Source organism: Kitasatospora nipponensis, from assembly GCF_039528135.1.
Taxonomy (GTDB): Bacteria; Actinomycetota; Actinomycetes; order Streptomycetales; family Streptomycetaceae; genus Kitasatospora; species Kitasatospora nipponensis.
The window spans coordinates 19,673-37,184 of the sequence record NZ_BAAALF010000020.1 but is presented as its reverse complement, the minus strand read 5'-3'; the positions used below and the strand labels follow the sequence as shown (position 1 = coordinate 37,184).

General features: G+C 72.5%; 18 protein-coding genes. 8 read left to right on the top strand and 10 right to left on the bottom strand.

Annotated elements, in window-relative coordinates; genetic code table 11:
• Window positions 1-2: 2 nt before the first annotated feature.
• On the bottom strand, window positions 3-1,226 hold the full coding sequence (locus tag ABD323_RS08890) for an arginine deiminase (protein ID WP_344440696.1): 1,224 nt from the start codon (window positions 1,224-1,226) through the stop codon (window positions 3-5).
• Window positions 1,227-1,247: 21 nt separating this feature from the next.
• Window positions 1,248-2,657: an amino acid permease gene (locus tag ABD323_RS08885; RefSeq protein ID WP_425555919.1), complete on the bottom strand. Its 1,410-nt coding sequence runs from the start codon at window positions 2,655-2,657 to the stop codon at window positions 1,248-1,250.
• A gap of 423 nt (window positions 2,658-3,080) precedes the next feature.
• Here ABD323_RS08885 and ABD323_RS45940 point away from each other — a divergent pair, with 423 nt between their 5' ends.
• From ABD323_RS45940 to ABD323_RS08865, 4 genes are all read left to right on the top strand, one after another.
• On the top strand, window positions 3,081-3,335 hold the full coding sequence (locus tag ABD323_RS45940; protein ID WP_425555916.1) for a universal stress protein: 255 nt from the start codon (window positions 3,081-3,083) through the stop codon (window positions 3,333-3,335).
• Between the two features lie 156 nt (window positions 3,336-3,491).
• A complete protein-coding gene (locus tag ABD323_RS08875; protein ID WP_344440694.1) occupies window positions 3,492-4,511 on the top strand; it encodes an Acg family FMN-binding oxidoreductase in 1,020 nt (339 codons plus the stop codon).
• Between the two features lie 118 nt (window positions 4,512-4,629).
• The gene (locus ABD323_RS08870) at window positions 4,630-5,328 is read left to right on the top strand and encodes a response regulator (RefSeq protein ID WP_344440693.1); all 699 of its coding nucleotides are present in this window, start codon (window positions 4,630-4,632) and stop codon (window positions 5,326-5,328) included.
• Window positions 5,329-5,418: 90 nt separating this feature from the next.
• Window positions 5,419-5,817, top strand: a complete 399-nt coding sequence (locus ABD323_RS08865) for a pyridoxamine 5'-phosphate oxidase family protein (RefSeq protein ID WP_344440692.1) — start codon at window positions 5,419-5,421, stop codon at window positions 5,815-5,817.
• 49 nt (window positions 5,818-5,866) lie between these two features.
• On the opposite strand, the gene ABD323_RS08860 is transcribed toward ABD323_RS08865, so the two are convergent.
• The 3 genes from ABD323_RS08860 to ABD323_RS08850 all read right to left on the bottom strand — a co-directional run bounded on the left by ABD323_RS08860 (window position 5,867) and on the right by ABD323_RS08850 (window position 9,521).
• Window positions 5,867-7,579: a sensor histidine kinase gene (locus ABD323_RS08860; protein ID WP_344440691.1), complete on the bottom strand. Its 1,713-nt coding sequence runs from the start codon at window positions 7,577-7,579 to the stop codon at window positions 5,867-5,869.
• Between the two features lie 540 nt (window positions 7,580-8,119).
• Window positions 8,120-8,881 carry a VOC family protein gene (locus ABD323_RS08855; RefSeq protein ID WP_344440715.1) on the bottom strand — a complete coding sequence of 254 codons (762 nt, stop codon included), beginning with the start codon at window positions 8,879-8,881 and terminating at the stop codon, window positions 8,120-8,122.
• A gap of 175 nt (window positions 8,882-9,056) precedes the next feature.
• Complete coding sequence (locus ABD323_RS08850) at window positions 9,057-9,521, bottom strand: phage tail protein (RefSeq protein ID WP_344440690.1); 465 nt, start codon at window positions 9,519-9,521, stop codon at window positions 9,057-9,059.
• Window positions 9,522-9,818: 297 nt separating this feature from the next.
• Between ABD323_RS08850 and ABD323_RS08845 the strand changes: the two genes are divergently transcribed.
• Window positions 9,819-11,558: a SulP family inorganic anion transporter gene (locus ABD323_RS08845; protein ID WP_344440689.1), complete on the top strand. Its 1,740-nt coding sequence runs from the start codon at window positions 9,819-9,821 to the stop codon at window positions 11,556-11,558.
• A gap of 59 nt (window positions 11,559-11,617) precedes the next feature.
• Here ABD323_RS08845 and ABD323_RS08840 read toward each other — a convergent pair whose 3' ends face one another.
• Window positions 11,618-12,124, bottom strand: a complete 507-nt coding sequence (locus ABD323_RS08840; RefSeq protein ID WP_344440688.1) for a potassium channel family protein — start codon at window positions 12,122-12,124, stop codon at window positions 11,618-11,620.
• A gap of 211 nt (window positions 12,125-12,335) precedes the next feature.
• On the opposite strand from ABD323_RS08840, the gene ABD323_RS08835 reads away from it, so the two are divergent.
• Complete coding sequence (locus ABD323_RS08835; protein ID WP_344440687.1) at window positions 12,336-12,581, top strand: hypothetical protein; 246 nt, start codon at window positions 12,336-12,338, stop codon at window positions 12,579-12,581.
• Here the strand turns inward: ABD323_RS08835 and ABD323_RS08830 are convergent.
• Window positions 12,565-13,182 (bottom strand): hypothetical protein, encoded by a 618-nt coding sequence (locus tag ABD323_RS08830; protein WP_344440686.1) that lies wholly within the window; start codon window positions 13,180-13,182, stop codon window positions 12,565-12,567. The genes ABD323_RS08835 and ABD323_RS08830 overlap by 17 nt on opposite strands.
• Before the next feature lie 528 nt (window positions 13,183-13,710).
• On the opposite strand from ABD323_RS08830, the gene ABD323_RS08825 reads away from it, so the two are divergent.
• Window positions 13,711-14,925: a DUF2252 domain-containing protein gene (locus ABD323_RS08825; RefSeq protein WP_344440685.1), complete on the top strand. Its 1,215-nt coding sequence runs from the start codon at window positions 13,711-13,713 to the stop codon at window positions 14,923-14,925.
• Between the two features lie 334 nt (window positions 14,926-15,259).
• Here the strand turns inward: ABD323_RS08825 and ABD323_RS08820 are convergent, their stop codons facing one another.
• Both ABD323_RS08820 and ABD323_RS08815 read right to left on the bottom strand, forming a co-directional pair.
• Entirely contained in the window at window positions 15,260-15,721 is a 462-nt protein-coding gene (locus ABD323_RS08820; RefSeq protein WP_344440684.1) for an SRPBCC family protein, read from the bottom strand.
• The gene (locus tag ABD323_RS08815) at window positions 15,718-16,059 is read right to left on the bottom strand and encodes an ArsR/SmtB family transcription factor (RefSeq protein ID WP_344440683.1); all 342 of its coding nucleotides are present in this window, start codon (window positions 16,057-16,059) and stop codon (window positions 15,718-15,720) included. The genes ABD323_RS08820 and ABD323_RS08815 overlap by 4 nt, the downstream gene beginning before the upstream one ends.
• A 111-nt stretch (window positions 16,060-16,170) precedes the next feature.
• Between ABD323_RS08815 and ABD323_RS08810 the strand changes: the two genes are divergently transcribed.
• The gene (locus tag ABD323_RS08810; RefSeq protein ID WP_344440682.1) at window positions 16,171-16,719 is read left to right on the top strand and encodes a TIGR03086 family metal-binding protein; all 549 of its coding nucleotides are present in this window, start codon (window positions 16,171-16,173) and stop codon (window positions 16,717-16,719) included.
• A gap of 81 nt (window positions 16,720-16,800) precedes the next feature.
• Here the strand turns inward: ABD323_RS08810 and ABD323_RS08805 are convergent, their stop codons facing one another.
• Window positions 16,801-17,421 carry a YbhB/YbcL family Raf kinase inhibitor-like protein gene (locus ABD323_RS08805; protein WP_344440681.1) on the bottom strand — a complete coding sequence of 207 codons (621 nt, stop codon included), beginning with the start codon at window positions 17,419-17,421 and terminating at the stop codon, window positions 16,801-16,803.
• Window positions 17,422-17,512: the final 91 nt, after the last annotated feature.

Sequence of the window (17,512 nt, the reverse complement as noted above, 5' to 3'; positions counted from 1 at the left end):
GGCTAGTTGGCGGGGTCGCGCTGGATGGGGCAGCTCATGCAGCGCGGGCCGCCGCGGCCGCGGCCGAGCTCGGAGCCGGCGATGGTGACGATCTCGATGCCCTGCTTGCGCAGGTAGGTGTTGGTGGTGGTGTTGCGCTCGTAGCCGACGACCACGCCGGGCGCCAGGGCGAGGAAGTTGCTGCCGTCGTCCCACTGCTCGCGCTCGGCGGCCCGCACGTCCTGCTCGGCGGACAGGAAGCGGACCTTGTCCAGGCCGAGTGCTTCGGCGAGGGAGGCGGCGAGGTCGGTGTCGGGGGTGACGTCGAAGCCGGCGGGGCGCTCGGGGGCCGGGGTGAGGGTCCAGGAGCGCAACTGGTCGGCCAGGCCCGGGTAGAGGGCGAAGGTGTCGCGGTCGATCATCGTCATGACGGTGTCCAGGTGCATGAACGCCCGGCTCCGCGGCAGTCGCACGGCGATCAGCCGGTGCGCGGTGTTGGTCAGGAACAGCTGCTGGGCGAGGGCTTCGACGGCCTGGGCGGTGGTGCGCTCCCCCATCCCGACCATCACCACCCCGGGCGCGAGGACGTGCACGTCGCCGCCCTCCAGGCTCAGGCCGGGGGCCGCGGTGGTGCCGTCGAGCAGCGGGGGCGGGGCTTGCGCGAACAGCGGGTGGAAGCGGTAGATCGCGGCGGTGTGCAGGGTCTCCCGGCGGCGGGCGGCCTTGGCCATCGGGTTGAGGCTGTACCGTCCGCCGACCCAGCAGGAGTTGTCGCGCGGGAAGAGGTGGTTGGGCAGCGGCGGCAGCGCGAAGTCCTGCTCGCCGAGCGTGTGCCAGGCCAGGCTGTGCGGGTTGCGCAGCGGAAGGTCCTCCCGAAGCACGCCGCCGATCAGGTACTCGGCCAGGGGCTTGGCGTCGAGCTGCAGGCACAGCTCGTGGACCGGATCCACCAGGGCCGGGCCGACGGTGGCCGGGGTGACGACCTGGCCGAGCAGCCAGGCCCGGGCCGGCGCCAGGTCGAGCGTCTCGGCGAGCAGGTCGGCGTAGTGGTGGACGCGCACCCGGTGGTCGCGCAGCACCTGGGCGAAGGCGTCGTGCTCCTCGCGGGCGCGCTTGGCCCACAGGATGTCGTCGAAGAGCAGCTCGTCGACGTTGCGCGGGGTCAGCCGGGACAGCTCCAGTCCCGGTCGGTGCAGGATCACCTGGCGCAGGCGGCCCGCCTCGGAATCGACACGCAGGGTGGACATCGGTGGTGCTCCTTCGGGGGTTCAGTGCTGGTGACGCGTGGTCAGGGCGCGGCGCAGGATGGTCGGCAGGCCCACCGGGCGGGCGGTGCGGGCCGCCTTCGGCAGGGGCTGAGCGGTGGCGGGGATCGCAGGCTCGGCCTCGGTGGGTCCACTCGCGGCGGCGGTCCGGGCCGCGGTGTGCGGGCGCTTGAGCCAGATGTAGACGGGGATGCCGAGCAGGACGGTGAACAGGCCGTAGTAGACGGTCTGGTAGCCGCTGCCCTGGATCGACCAGTACGAGAAGACCAGGGCGAGCAACGCGACGGTGACGTCGCGGGCGAAGCGCCGCCGGTCCAGCTCCGCCCGGCCGTGCTGCACCAGCCAGGACAGCTGCGCCGCCGCCGAGACCAGGTACGGGATCACCGCGGTGAGCACGCTCAGCAGCACGATCTCGGTGAAGACCTTGGTGAACTGGGTGTAGCTGACCACGGTCAGCACCGAGGCCAGGACAGTGGCCGAGACGATGCCGAACGCCGGCACCTCGCTGCGGCCCCGGGTGCCGGCGAAGGCGGCCGGGAAGAGCCCGTCGCGGGCCGCCGCCATCGGCATCTCGGCGCAGATCAGGGTCCAGCCGTTGAGCGCGCCGAGGCCGGAGACGACCGCTGCGGCGGCGACCAGGTTGCCGGCCCAGTGGCCGCCGGCGATGTTGTTCATCGCGTCGGTGAACGGCGCTGTGGAGGAACCGAGTTGGGCGTGCGGGACGGTGCCGAGGACGGCCAGGGTGCCGAGCAGGTAGATCGCGGCGCAGGCCAGCGTGCCGTACACGGTGGCCCGCGGCACGTTTCGCCTCGGCTCCCGGACCCGGCCGGCGGCCACCGAGGCGGTCTCCAGCCCGATGTAGCTGAACAGCGCGATCGCGCCCGCCGCGGACACGGCGCCCAGCGCCGAGCCGCCGCTCGCGTTGAAGGCGCCGAAGTTCCCGGACTTCACGAACAGCAGGCCGGCCGTGGCCATGAACGCCAGCGGCAGGAACTTCAGCACCGTGGTGACCACCTGGAAGGCCCCGATGTTGCGCACCCCGGTCAGGTTGACGACCGCCGGCAGCCACAGGCCCACCAGCGCGATTCCGATCGAACCCCAGGTGTGGTGCCCCTTGTCGACGAACACCTCCACGTAGCCGACCCAGGCGACCGCGATGGCCGCGTTCCCGGCCCAGGCGGTGATCCAGTACGACCAGGCGGTCAGGAACCCGGCGAACTCGCCGAACGCCTCCCGGGCGTAGACGTAGGGGCCGCCGCTGCCCGGCACCCGCTCCGACAGCCTCCCGAAGACCATCGCCAGCGCCAGCGCGCCGATCGTCACCAGCACGAACGCCACCAGGGCGATCGGCCCGTAAGGCGCGAGTGCGGACGGTAGAGCGAACACTCCGGTGCCGATGACGCTTCCGACCACCAGCGCGGTCGCGGCGGGCAGGCCGAAGCCGCCGCCCGCGCCTCGCGGCCCGTCAACCGCCTTGCTCTGCCGTGGTCTTCCGCGATCGTGTGCGGACATCGGATGCTCCTCTGCGATGTGCTCCGAGGCGGACGGACGCCGGTGCGTCCGTCGCTCACGGTGACGATCCTGGTGCCGCGGCCGGGCGCGTCCCAGGGACCATCGGGCCCTGCTGTCGGCGCCACCGGTCCCTCACCCGCGTCCCACTGGTCCCGCGTCACCCCGGTGCCGGGGCTCCGGGGACGCCCGGGACCAGTGGCCCACTCCTCGGCCCGGTCGGGCCCTGGGCCAGGCCGGATCGCCACCGACAGAGTTCTCTCGGCGAGGGCCCCGAGCAGGCGGCCCGACCGCGGAGCCGGCCGGGCCCACTGGAGGAGAGAACTGATGGCACGCCGCGTCCTGACCGGGATCGACGGATCCCCGAGCAGCGAGAGCGCGGCCTCCTGGGCCGCCGAAGAGGCGCAACGCCGTGGCGTTGCGCTGCGGCTGCTGCACGCCTGGCCCTGGCTCGGCCCCCAGGACGCCGAGGACACCGGCGACTTCCGGCCCGGCGACCTGCGCCCGGCCGCGCTCCGGGCATCCGGCTCGGCCCCATCACGCACGCGGTGCTCCACCGCGCCGCGGCCCCGGTCGCGGTGATCCCGCACACCTGAGCCCACCCCGGCTACTCACAGCCGCTCACCGCAAGGCAGGCCGACCGTGACCAGCGTTCCCCGTACCCGTCCGGCGCCGCGGCCTGCGCCGAGCGCAACGAGCTGGCCCGGCCCGCACCCCCGCAGGAAGGACACCTCCATCGTGACGTCCGTGACCCTCGACGACGAGCTCGGCCAAGCACTCATCGCCGCGGCGGGAGCCGCGCCCTCCCTCCACAACTGCCAACCGTGGCGGTTCCACCTCGACCGCACCACACACACCATCCGCGTGCACGCCTTACCCCAGCGCGCCCCCGCGCTCACCGATCCGGACACCCGGGCCCTGCACATCTCGGTCGGCGCCGCACTCGGCAACCTCCAGGCCGCCGCCATCCACCTCGGCCGGGAACCCGTCGTACGCCTGCTGCCCCGGCCCGATCAGCCCGACCTGCTGGCCACGGTTCGCCTGGCCGGGCCACCGCGTGCGGCGCTGTTGCGCCGCCCCGACCTCTACCGGGCCATCTGGCGCCGACGCAGCAGCCGCCTGCCGTTCACCGCCGATCCGGTACCCGCAGCAGTCCTCGCCGAACTCGCCGAAGCCGCCCGGCTCGACGGCGCCGACCTGCACCAGCCGGGCCCCGCCGAGCGCCGCACCCTGCTCGACCTCACCGCACGAGCCGAGCGCCGCAACCTCCGCCACCGCGGCCGGCACGCCGAGAACCTCGCCGCCCTCGCCACCCCCGGTACCGGCGTCGGCATCCCCGCCTACGCACTCGGCCCCCAGGACTCCACCGGTGTGGTGCCGTTGCGCACCTTCGCCGCACCCGGCGACGGACTGCCCCGGGAACGCGCCGCGTTCGAGGCCGACCCCCAGTTGCTCATGCTCACCACCCGCCACGACCGCCGGGCCGACTGGCTGCGCGCCGGCCAGGCGCTCCAGCACGTCCTGCTCCTGCTCACCCTGCACGGTCTGCGCGCCTCGATCCTGCACCAGGCCCTGGAATGGCCTGACCTGCGCACACGGATGACCACCGCGGAACACGGCCGCTGCGCCCCGCAGATGCTGCTGCGCATCGGCTACGGACCGGCCGGCTGCCCCACGCCACGGCTCCGCGCCGAGCTGACGGAGTCACCCGGCAAGGCCCTCGCCGCGGCCCCGCCGGCCGGTTCCACCCGCCGGTGACCGGGAGCGGGGAGAATGGGGCCGTCCGGCCCTATCGCGCGTGTCGGAGCGGCAGGCAGACTGCCCGACGGTCCCACTCGCCCCGTTCCGGTGGCGGGTCCAGAGGTACGGAGAAGTGATGGCGGACAGCACGGCGAACCGGGCCAGCGGGCCGGTGAAGGTGTTCCTGCTCGACGACCACGAGGTGGTACGCCGGGGCGTGCACGACCTGCTGGACGCCGAACCCGACCTGAGCGTGGTCGGCGAGGCCGGCACGGTCGAACAGGCACTCGCGCGAGTCCCCGCGCTGCGCCCCGACGTGGCGATCCTCGACATGCGACTGCCGGACGGCAACGGCGTGACCGTCTGCCGCGAGCTGCGCTCGCGCATGCCCGAACTGGCCTGCCTGATCCTCACCTCCTTCGACGACGAGGAGGCGCTGCTCGACTCGATCATGGCCGGCGCCGCCGGATACGTGCTGAAGCAGATCAGCGGCACCGACCTGGTCTCCGCGGTGCGCACCGTCGCCTCCGGGCAGTCCATGCTCGACCCCGGCGCCACCACCCGCCTGATGGCCCGCCTGCGCGGCGACACCGCCCCTCCGGCCTCCGACCTCCCGCAGCTCACCGACCGCGAGCGGGAGATCCTCGCCCTGATCGGCGAGGGCCTGACCAACCGCCAGATCGGCCAGCGCCTCTACCTCGCCGAGAAGACCGTCAAGAACCACATCTCCCGGCTGCTGGCCAAGCTCGGCGTGGAGCGCCGGGTGCAGGCCGCCGTCATCGCCACCCAGGCCCTGGCCGCCCACGACCAGGCGTCCGGCCGGCGCGCCCACTGACAACCGTCCCGGGCCGTTGGACCGCCCGGCCACCGGCCAGGGACCAACGGCCTCTCCTGAACCGCCCGCCACCGGGCCACCATCGATGCCATGACACCTGACGCCACGCCGCTGGAAGAGCGGCAATGCCTGCGCCTGCTGGCCGGGGCACCGGTCGGGCGCGTCGTCTACACCGTCGGCGCTCTACCCGCCGTCCTGCCGACCCGCTACCAGCTCGACGACGACGGCAGCGTGCTGCTGCGGGCCACCGCGGGTTCCGAATTCCTTCGCGCGGTGGCGGGGGTACTGGTCGCCTTCCAGGCCGACGAGATCAGCGCGGCCGACGGCAGCGGCTGGAGCGTCACCGTCCTCGGCACCGCCGAGACCACCGGAGAAGGCGCCGGCACTCGGGCCGCCGCTGCGCCGCCCGCCGGGCAGGTGACCATCCGGATCCGCCCCGAGTGGGTGACCGGCCGCCGCCTGACGGCCGCCCTCACCCCGCACACCTGACCCCTGACCCCTGACCCCGAAAGCCACACGGCCACGCCTCCGGCAGCGGTCAGACCTCCAACGGCACCGCCCAGACAAGCCGCGCCCCGCCCTCGGGCGGACTCGACAGCTCCAGCGCCCCGCCCAGGCTCTCGGCCCGCTCCGCAAGGTTGCGCAGCCCACTGCGCCGGCCCTGCTCCGGGATGCCGACGCCGTCGTCCTGCACGCTCAGCAGCACCTGGGATCCGGTCGCCCGCAACGTCACCTCGACCCGGCCGGCCTTCGCGTGCCGAGCGGCGTTGCTCAGCGCCTCGCCCAGCACCGCCACCACGTGATCGGCCACCTGACCCGGAACGTCCGTGTCCAGCAGGCCCTCCATACTCAGCCTGGGTGCGAAGCCCAGCGCCGCCTGCGCCTCCTCGACCACCCGCACCACCCGCGAACGCAGTCCATGAGCGGCCGAGTCATCGCGCGCCCGCAGGCCGAAGATCGTCGAGCGGATGATCTTGATCGTCTCGTCCAGATCCCCCACCGCCCGCAGCACCCGGTCCGAGGCGCCCGGGTGCTCGATGAACCGGGCCGCGCTCTGCAGCGTCATGCCGGTGGCGAAGAGCCGCTGGATGGCCAGGTCGTGCAGGTCGCGGGCGATCCGGTCGCGGTCCTCCAGTATCGCCAGCTGTTCGACGTCCCGGCGCCTGTCCGCCAGTTCCAGCGCCAGCGCGGCCTGGTCGGCGAACCCGAGCAGCGGACCGATCTCGCGGTCGGTGAAGGCCCGCTCGCCCGTCGGCCGGGCCAGCAGCAGCACGCCCTCGCTCTGCCCGTCCGCCCGGCCCAGCGGCACGGCCACCGCCGGCCCCAGGCCGGAGAACCGGCGCGGCCCGCCGGTCAGCCGGGGGTCCTGCGCCAGGTCGAGGGTCGTGACCGGCGTTCCGAGGCTGAACGCCTCCCCCGAGAGCGTGCCGGCCAGCGGCAGATGGATCCCCGACCGGGCATCCGGGTCGCCTCCCAGCGCCAGTTCGACCCGCAGCCCCTCACCGTCGCCCTCGCGCACCGACAGGTCGACCAGCTCGGCGCCGGTGATCTCCAACGCCCGCCGCGCGATCAGCTCCATCACCTCGGCGCGAGTGGAGCCCGACAGCAGGCCCCGGGTGATCTCCGCGCTCGCACTCAGCCAGCGCTGCTGGCTCTGCGCCTCCTCGTAGAGCCGGGCGTTGTCGATCGCCACCCCCGCCGCCACCGCCAGCGTCGCGATCACCGACTCGTCGTCGGCATCGAACTGTTCCCCGCTCTTCTTGTCGGTCAGGTAGAGGTTGCCGAACACCTCCTCCCGCACCCTCACCGGCACCCCGAGGAAGGTCCGCATCACCGGATGGTGCGCCGGGCAACCGTAGGAGGCCGGGTGCGCGGCCAGATCCTCCAGCCGCAGTGCCTCGGGGTGGTGGATCAGCTCGCCGAGGATCCCCTTGCCGGTCGGGTACGGCCCGATCCGGCCGATCTCCTCATCGCCCAGACCTACGGTCAGGAACTGCGACAGCGACTCGCCGTCCGGACCGATCACCCCCAGCGCCGCGTACCGGGCGTCCACCAGCACCGCTGCGGCCTCCACGATCCGCCGCAGCACCTGCGTCAGATCCAGCTCCCGGCCCACCGACAGCACCGCCTCCAAGAGGCTGTGCACCCGGTCACGGGTACCGCGCGCGGCGTCGATCCGCGCCTGCAGCTCCTCCAGCAGCTCGTCCAGCCGCAACTGCGGGATCCGCGACCGCACCTCGTCCCCGCCCACGCGAGCCTCCTCGTCTCCGCCCACCGACCGGTCGATTCTGGCAGACGCCCGTCGGGACGTGACAGTGGCCGCCTCTCACCCGTTCGCGGCGACCGGCGAGTCTTCGCAGGTCACGTGCGCGTTCAGGACGATCGAGCACAGCAGGTACGAGCACTGACCAGCGCCCGACAGCGGCTCATGCCAACGTCAGTGCCCGCCGCGGTGATCACGCTCGTGATCGTTCCCTCCTCAACGTGATGGTGTGCGGTGCCCGGCAGCAGGTCACTGCCAGGAGATCGTGATGCGCCGGTGGCGCTCGGCGATGACGGCGGAGTCGCTCGGGAGTCGCTCGGAGGGGGCGTCAACGCGTGGACGTACGCGACGACCACACCGGCGGGGTGCCGCGGGCGACCAGGAAATGGGGCGGGCGCTCGGGCGACACCGTGACCGATCCGGGTCTGCCGCGATCGGCTCGTGGGCGTGGAGGACGAGGGGGTCCCGGTCGGCCGGGAGCAGCGGTGCGGCCGGCCGGGACGGGGTGGGTTCGGTGGTGGGGCGTCGTCAGCTGGCGCGTGGGGCGAAGACGCCGAAGGTGGCGCCCTGCGGGTCGCGGATGACGGCCAGTCGGGGGCCGTTCTCCATCTGGGCGTCCGCGGGGCCGTGCACCAGGTCGGCGCCGAGGTCGGCCGCCTGGGCGGCGGTCGCGTCCACGTCGTCGACCTGGAAGAACGGGTTCCAGTGCGAGGGGACCGCGGACGGGACCTCCTCCCCCATCTTCATCACGCCGCCGAACATGGTGTCCGCCATGCCGACCATGGGGTACCGGTCGTCGGGCCAGATCTGCCAGTCGAACCGGCCCTTGTAGAAGGCGACGGCAGCCTCCACGTCCCGCGTCGACAGGTCGATCCAGCCCAGGGAGTTGGGCTCGTCCGCGACGCCGAAACCGCTGAACCTCCTGCCCTCCCACAGGGCGAACGGCGCACCCGTCGGGTCGCTGAGCAGCGCCCAGCGGCCCAGGTCGCCCACGTCCATCGGCCCCATCCACACCTGGGCGCCGGCGCCCTTGGCACCCTCGGCCGCGGCGTCGACACCCGAGGTGGCGAAGGAGAGCAGCCACATCACGGGCTGCTGCGGATTCATCAGCGGAGCCACGGCCGCGGCCGGCTTACCACCGAGGGAGAAGGTCGTGTAGCCGCCGTACTGCGGATCCGGGTCCGTCTCCGCGGTCCAGCCGAAGAGCTGGCCGTAGAAGTGCTGGGCCGCTTCCAGGTCACGCACGCTCAGCTGCGCCCAGCACGGAGCACCGTCGGCGTTTCCGATCACCGTCAACGCGGTTCCTCATCTCGTCTCTGCGAGGGGGTAGGACCGCCATCCAATCGCTGCCCGGGGGCGGACACCACGCGACACACCCGAGAGCCGCACCGGGTGCGTCCCCGCAGGTCGCCCCCTGGAACGCGTCGGCCCGGGTGGGACGGCCGACACCACCGGGTGACCGGTCTCAGTACGCGCCCTTGACCACGAAGTAGGAGCCGCGGATCACCCCGGCCAGCTTCGACTTCTGACGCGCGAACTTGAAGCGCGAGGCCAGCTCCTCGGGAACGTCCATGCCCTCGGAGAGCTTGAACCCCACCGCGCGCTTCCCCGCCTCGTCGATGCTGTACATCACGTTGACCGACAGGCCGGACTCGTAGAACACGTAGGCCATCCGAATACCGTCCACCTCGAAGGAGGTCACCTCCAGCGCGGGGGAGGCGATGACGATCTCGCGCTCCTCGGCGAGGATCCGGGTCACCCAGTCGAGCGCCTGCGGCGCCTCGCCCGCCGGGACGACGGTGAAGACGTGGTCGTACTTGTTCTTGAAGTAGCGCGCCTCGTTGGCACGCAGCCCGGCGAGGGACTCCGCGACCGGAGACGACTCCAGGCCGACGGTGGAGACGTTCACGAAGTCGACGACGTACGGCACGGACCCTCCTGAATGACGATCGGTCAGGGCGACTGTAGTGCCCCTCCCGTCGGCCGCGGCCGGGGGACACGAGTCCGGCCCGCGTCCCCCGGCTGCGCGGTGGGAAGGAATCGCTGCGGGCCCCGCCGCCCCATGCGTTCCATCCCGACCTGCGACGACGCCGCGGTGGCCCCGGGGATCAGCCATTGGGGGGAGGCTGAGGCTTTCGCGTCACCCGATGGGGCCGCGCCGGGCGGGGCCTCCCCCGGTATCGCGCGCCGCTGTCGGAGCATGGGCCCGGTGGGCGGAAGGAGAATCGTGCCGGAGCCTGTCCCGCGGAGCGGCGGATGGCGCCCCTCCCTTCCCTCGGTCCCCGGGCTCACCGTGCTCAGGGGCTACCAGCGCGCCTGGCTGCGCGGTGACCTGTTGGCCGGGGTCACCGTCGCGGCGTACCTGGTACCGCAGGTCATGGCCTACGCGGGTGTCGCGGGGCTGCCGCCGGTCGCGGGGCTCTGGGCGATCCTCCCGGCGCTGGCGGTGTACGCCCTGCTCGGTTCGTCCCGGTTGTTGTCGGTGGGGCCCGAGTCGACGACGGCGCTGATGACCGCCACCGTGGTCGGGCCGCTGGCCGACGGGGACACCGACCGCTACGCGGTGCTCGCCGCCACCCTCGCGGTGGTGGTCGGCGTGCTGTTCGCGCTGGCGTGGCTGGCACGGCTGGGCTTCGTCGCCGACCTGCTCTCGCAACCGGTCCTGATCGGCTATCTGGCCGGGGTCGCGCTGATCATGATGGTGGACCAGTTGTCCAAACTCACCGGCGTCGAGGTGGAGGGCGAGGGGTTCGGCCCGCAGCTGTGGTACTTCGTGCGACACCTCTCGCAGGCCGACACCGCCACCGTGGTCCTCAGCGCGGCGGCGCTGCTCTTCCTCTTCGCCCTCGACCGCTTCCTGCCCAAGCTCCCCGCCCCGCTCCTGGCCGTGGTGCTCGCCACGGCGGTGGTGGCGGCCTTCGGCCTGCAGGACCACGGCATCGCCGTCATCGGCAGGATCCCGGCCGGGTTGCCCAGCCCTTCGCTGCCGGACCTGAGCGAGGTGCACCGCCTGGTGCTGCCCGCACTCGGGGTCCTGCTGGTCGGCTACACCGACGTGATCCTCACCGCGCGGGCCTTCGAGTCCCGGGACGAGGGCGAGCAGCTCGACGCCAACCAGGAGCTGCTCGCCCTGGGCGGGGCCAACCTCGGCGCCGGCCTCCTGCACGGGTTCCCCGTGAGCAGCAGCGCCAGCCGCACCGCGCTCGCCCAGTCGGCCGGCGGGCGCACCCAGGTGTACGGGCTGACGGCCGGCGCGGCCGTGCTCGCCGTGCTGCTGTTCCTCGGCCCGCTGCTGACGTACACGCCCTCGGCCGTCCTGGGCGCCCTGGTGGTGTTCGCCGCGATCCGGATGATCGACGTGGCGGGCCTGCGCCGGCTGAGGCGGTTCCGGCTGCGGGAGTTCCTGCTGGCGCTCGGCTGCCTGGCCGGAGTCCTGGCGCTGGACATCCTGTACGGGGTCCTGGTCGCCGTGGGACTGTCGATCACGGAGCTGCTGAGCCGGGTGGCCCGCCCGCACGACGCCGTCCAGGGCCTGGTGCCCGGTGTGCCCGGCATGCACGACATCGACGACTACCCGCAGGCCCGCACCATTCCCGGCCTGGTCGTCTACCGCTACGACTCACCGCTGTTCTTCGCCAACGCGGAGGACTTCCGGCACCGCGCACTGACCGCGGTCGCGCAGGACACCGGCCCGGTCCGCTGGTTCGTCCTCAACACCGAGGCCAACGTCGAGGTCGACATCACCGCACTGGACTCGGTGGAGGCGCTCCGGGCCGAACTGGCCGAACGCGGCATCGTCTTCGCGCTGGCCCGGGTCAAGCAGGACCTGCGGGACGACCTGGACGCCTACGGGCTGACGGGGTCCGTCGGCGACGACCGGATCTTCCCCACGCTGCCCAGCGCCGTCGCCGCCTACCGGACCTGGGCTTCCGGCACCGGACCCGACGCCGAGTCGACCGCGCCCTGAGATCACCGGGGAGGGTGGACGGGCGGGAATTCACGCCGCGAGGGAGACCTCCGCACCGGTCAGGCGAGCGGTGTGGCGTCGGCCTCCCCCGGTTGCCGCCGACGGTCGACCGCACCCATGATGATCTTGACGGCGAGCCCGAGGACCACGAGATCGGCGACCATCTGCCCGGTGACCACGAGCCGCGCCGCCTCGGTCCTGGCCGTGATGTCGCCGAAGCCGACCGTCGAGAACACGGTGACGGTGAAGTACAGCCCGTCGGTGTGCGTGAGCGGCCCGCCGAAGTTGCCGGCCGACATCGTCGCCATGACCACGTACGTGCTGGCGAACAGCAACAGGAACAGCGGAACGCCGGTGCTCAGGGCTTCGACGGCCCGTAGGCCCGGGAACGGTGACCGGAGGATCGACCGGACCTGGAACGCGACCAGTCCGACGAACACCGCGAGCCCGATCACCAGCATCGTGACGGCCACCCAGCCCGAGGACTGGTTCAGGGGCAGCGCGAAGTAGAGGGCCACCAGCGCGGCGGCGGAGCCCACGATGCGAACCACGGTCCACGCGATCATGCGGGGTGAGGGCCTGGCCCCACCCCGGGGAGCCGACCCCGCGCCATCAGTCAACACGCCCACCGCAATCCACTGACGGCGGGGCGGAACAGAGGGCAGGGCCTCCCGGACCGCACGGCTCCGACCCTCCCACGCCCTGCTCCTCGATCTCGCTCATCACGACACATGTCTACCGCGCGGCATCCCTGAGCCGGGGTCTGACAAGCCGAGGTTGCTCCTGTTGATGCACGGCGCGGCGACTCGCTTCTACAACGACGCGCTGGAGTGTGCGGCGATCGCCGCGGGCGTGCTGATCCTGGTGGACCTGCCGCAGCCCTGCGACTACGCCGCCGAGGGCTACCGGGTGCTCTGGACGTTGTGCGGCGTGGGGATCGGTCTGATCGTCATGCTGCCTGCGGGCCTGCTCGCCAAGCACACCGCCAAGGCTCCGTCGAGCGTGCCTACTGCAGGATGTTGATCGCGCGAGCGATCACCAGTGCGCCGAGGCCGAGGGACGCCACCGATTCCGTGATCATCATCAGCTTGGCCCACCGCTTGATCGCCGAGATGTCGGTCGGGCTGAACGCGGTGGCCGTCCAGAAGGCCAGCACCAGATAGTCGACGAAGATCGGCACCCAGGCGGCCGGCGCGTACTCCGTGTACTGCATCTCGGGGAACACCAGCGCCGGATTCGCATACGGTCGGTGCGCACGGGCGGCGGCGCCACCGCGATCCAGGTCCCAGAACCACAGCCCGAAGGTGATCACGTTCGTGACCCAGATCACGCCGCCGGTGGCCAGCAACGCGACGGCGTTGTTGGCGAACAGCTTGTTGTTGGTCAGGATGTCGGCCACCAGGCGGGCGGCGGCGAAGACGTTCGCCAGCGTCATGAGGGCGATGGTGACGCCGGTCGTGACCCGCAGCCAGGGTTTCCGGCGATCGATGCGGCCCGGGTCCCCGATGATCAGCGCGGCCAGCAACAGGAGCATGACGACCGGGACCACCCAGGAGGGGCTCACCCGGTACTTCGCCGGCAGCCCCACATGGAGAAAGGCGACGACCAGGATCGCCAGCGCCACCGGCCACCAGTGCTCACCCTGCTCAGCGGCCTGAACCGGCGTCAGCGGGGGCGGATCGACCGGGTTCGGACCTGATGCCATGCCTCATTCTGGACTCACCGGTTCCGGTACGGCAGAAGTGACGCGCCACTTCGTGGCTGCGGGACCACGGCGGTGGCTCACCCCTTCGGGTGGGATGCCGGCCAGGCGTGGTGCCGGTCACCTGGCATGGGTACATCCATAGCTCTCTGCGACGCTTTGCCGGCCAACGGCATGCGCGGCTGCGGCTTGACAGGAGTGGCCATGACGGCGAAGAAGACGGGCAGGACCGGCGGGAAGGCTTCTACGGGGGCGTCGTCCCGGGGCGCGGCGCCGGCGGCGCCTCCGAGTCGGGCCGACCGGGTGGCGCTGGGGAAGGACGCCCGCGGGTCGGCTCCGCTGGAGGCGCACGGAGAGTTCCGGCCGGGCAGCTCGCGGGATCCGGTCGGCCTCCTGGTGAGCCAGGCGGCGTCGCGGGTTCCGGAACTGGTGCCGGTACGGCACGGGCGCATGCTGGTGTCGCCCTTCACGTACTACCGGGGTGCCGCCCTGCCGATGGCGGCGGATCTGGCCGGCACACCCACCTCAGGTCTGCAGGTCCAGCTGTGCGGAGACGCGCATCTGTCCAACTTCGGCGCGTTCGCCTCGCCGGAACGGCGACTGGTCTTCGACGTCAACGACTTCGACGAGACGCTGCCCGGGCCCTTCGAGTGGGACGTCAAGCGGCTGGCCGCGAGCCTGATCGTGGCGGGACGCGACAACGACTTCTCCGACAAGGCCTGCCGCAAGATCGTCCTCGCGGCGGCCAGGGGCTATCGCAAGGCCATGCGCGGCTTCGCGAAGCAGCCCTTCCTGGAGGTCTGGTACGCGCACCTGGACATCGAGGAGGCCATCGGGCAGTTCAGGTCCCACTTGAAGGCGAAGAGGTTCAGGACGGCCGAGGACCTGCTGGCCAAGGCCCACACCCGCGACAGCACGCAGGCGCTGGGCAAACTCACCACCCTGGTCGACGGCCGGCGCCAGATCCTCAGCGACCCCCCGACGATCGTCCCCGTCGAAGAGGTCTTCAACGATGTGCAGGCCGATGCCATCTACCAGCTGATCCACACCGTGCTGGGCAAGTACCGGCGCACCCTGCAGTCCGACCGGCGACACCTGCTGGATCAGTTCACGCTGGTCCAGATGGCCCGCAAGGTGGTCGGGGTCGGCAGCGTCGGCACCCGTGCCTGGGTGCTGCTGATGGACGCCGGGGACGGCGTCGAGCCGCTCTTCCTACAGGCCAAGGAGGCCCAGCCCTCCGTCCTCGTGGAGTTCGCCGGGCGCAGCCAGTACGGCAACCAGGGTGAGCGCGTCGTCGCCGGGCAGCACCTCATGCAGGCTCAGAGCGACATCTTCCTCGGCTGGACCCGCGTGGCCGGCGCGGACGGGGTGGACCGCGACTTCTACGTGCGGCAGTTGCGAGACTGGAAGCTCTCCGCGCCGATCGAGATGATGATCCCCTCGGGCATGGCGGTGTACGGTCGCCTCTGCGGTTGGACCCTGGCCCGAGCACACGCCCGCTCGGGTGACCGCGTCGCGTTGGCCGCCTACCTCGGAGGCTCCGACCGCTTCGACGAGGCCATCGCGGACTTCGCCGAGGCCTACGCCGACCAGAACGAAGTCGACTTCGCCGCCCTGCAGATCGCCGTCAAGGAGGGCAGGGTCGAAGCCACCAGCGGGATCTGACGGGTGTTCCGTCTCACCTCGGGGGCAGGCGCGTTCAGCCGGTGGAAGCGGAGGCGGGGGTCATGGCACCGGCCAGGAGGGGCTCGCGGCGCATCACCGGGGCCGCGGACGGGTGCTCACGCCCGCGACCCGGCCCGGCACCCGCTGACCCACCCGACCGAACTCGGCCACCGGCGTCCGGCGGGTGCGTGTGGCTGACGACGGGAACGCAGAGCTGATGGACTCGCCGTCCGTGCACACGGCCGACGCGTGGAAGCGGGGAGGGGCGGTCGGGTTGACCCGACCGCCCCTCCCCATGCCGGACTTCCATCCCATCCGGCCGGTGCCCGCGCCCTCAGCGCGGCACGGGGGCGGGCGACTCCAGCCACGCGTCCGGGCCCGGGTCGCCGCCCTCGGCGCGCTCGACGAGGCGGTCCAGGTAGTGGGTCCAGCCCTCGAGGTGGGGGGCGCACGCCTCGCGGGGCAGGTCGCGGTGGACCAGGGTGAGCAGGGTGCCCTCGCCGTCGGGGGTCAGGGTCACCTCGACCGTGCTGGCGCCGGGCGGCACCGACTTGGCCGCGCCCTCGTAGCCCCAGGTGAAGACGACCCGGTGGTACGGGTCCACGACCAGGAACTGCCCGACGGCGTCGCACTGGGCGTTGACGCCGGTCCGGTACGCCCCGCCCGGGATGAAGGAGAACTCGCCGTCGCGGCCCATCCAGGAGAGCCACTTCTCCCGGTCGGTGAAGAACGAGAACACCGTCTCGGGGCGGGCGGCGATCCGCCGCTCCAGCACCACCTGGTCCGTCGTCGTCATGTGCCGCTCCCGTTGGCTTCCCCGGCCCGTTCGGCCGCTTCCGTCGCCTCTGCCGCTTCCGCCAGTTCGGCGAGCACGTCCAGCTTGTCGGCCCACATCGACTGCAGGTAGGCCGCCAGCGGTCCCATCGCCTCCCGGTCGGCCCGGTAGTACCGCTTGCGGCCCTCCTGGCGCAACGTGACCAGGCCCGCGTCGCGCAGCACCTTCAGGTGTTGGGAGACCGCGCCGAAGGTCACCTCGAACCGCTCGGCGATGTCGCCCGCGCACAGCTCGTCGTCCCAGACCAGCCGCAGGATCTCGCGCCGGCGGGGTTCGGCTACCGCTTGGACCGCTTCCATGCCTGTCATTTTAGTCGGGGCTTCAGCTTGCGCTCCGCAGGGTCGTCATTTTAGTGTCAACTAAAGCATTGATCCGCGACCGACGACCCAGAGAAGCCAGAGGCCCCTGCCATGCAGACCGCACTGACCGAGTTCGCCACCCTGTTCGCCCGCACCGCCCGGGCCATCCCGGCCGACCGCCTCGGCGCCGCCACCCCGTGCGCGCAGTACACCGTCGCCGAGCTGTTCGCCCACCTCGGGGGCGTGCTCCCCGACTCCGAGCTCGCGGCCGCCAAGCTCCCCCGCCACGGCGAGCCCACCCCCCTCACCGAGCCCGCCGCGGTGGCGGCCGGCGCCGAGCGCGCGGTCGCGGCCTGGCTGAAGCCGGAGGCGATGACCGGCGAGACCCGGTTCGGCCCCGGCACCTACCCCGCGAGCCTCGCCGCCGGCATCACCCTGCAGGAGCTCGCCCTGCACGGCTGGGACCTGGCCCGCGCCACCGGCCAGCCCTTCGTGGTCGGTGAGGAAGCGGGCACCGTACTGCTCGGCGTGGTCGAGCAGATCGCCGACCAGGCCCGCGCCAACGGCGGTTACGGCCAGGCCGTCACGGCACCGGCCGACGCCTGCGCCTTCGACCGCGCGCTCGCCCTCAGCGGCCGCACCCCGGGCTGGATCGGCTGACCCACCGACAGGAGGCCGGTGGGCCAGTCCACCAGGGGCTGACCCACCGGCCTCCCCTCTGCCCCGGCCGCGCGGCGGCGGTCAGCGCCGCGCGGCGGCGGTCAGCTCGGCCGTGCCCACGATGTGCCCGCTCATCGCCAGCGAGAAGGACGCCAGCGCGGGGGTGCTGTCCGCCGCCAGGCCCAGGGTCGGCACGTCCAGCGCCACCACCCGGATCACGTAGTGGTGCGCCACGTCCCCGACGGGCGGGCAGGGTCCCAGGTAACCGGCGGTGCCGGCGTCGGTCGTCCCGGTGACCATGCCGGCCGGCGCCGGGCCCACGAGCGTGGTGGTGGTGCCCGGCAGGTCCCAGGTCATCCAGTGCCAGAAGCCGCTCCCGGTCGGCGCGTCCTGGTCGAACATCGAGATCGCGTAGCTGCGGGTGCTCGCCGGCGCCCCGGACCAGTGCAGGCTCGGCGCGTGGTTGGCGCCGGTGCAGCCGAAGCTGCTCGCGTAGTCCGCCGCCGGGAAGGTGCCGTGCGCCAACTCGGGGCTGGTGACGGTGAATCGGGGCGTGTGCTGGGGAATGCTCGCGCGGACCCGGGTGTGACCGAAGCGGTCCGGGTGGGTCGCGGAGTGGGCCGCGGTCGCCGTGCCGAGGGCGAGGACGGCGGCGGCCGTGGTGGCGGCGGCCGATATGAGGGTGCGGGTCGTGCGCTGCATGGGTGTCCCCGTCAGGTCGGTTGTCGGTGTCCACCGGCGTGCGGCCGGTGACGTGCACCAGCGTTCCGGCCCGCCCGCCGGCCGGGGAGGC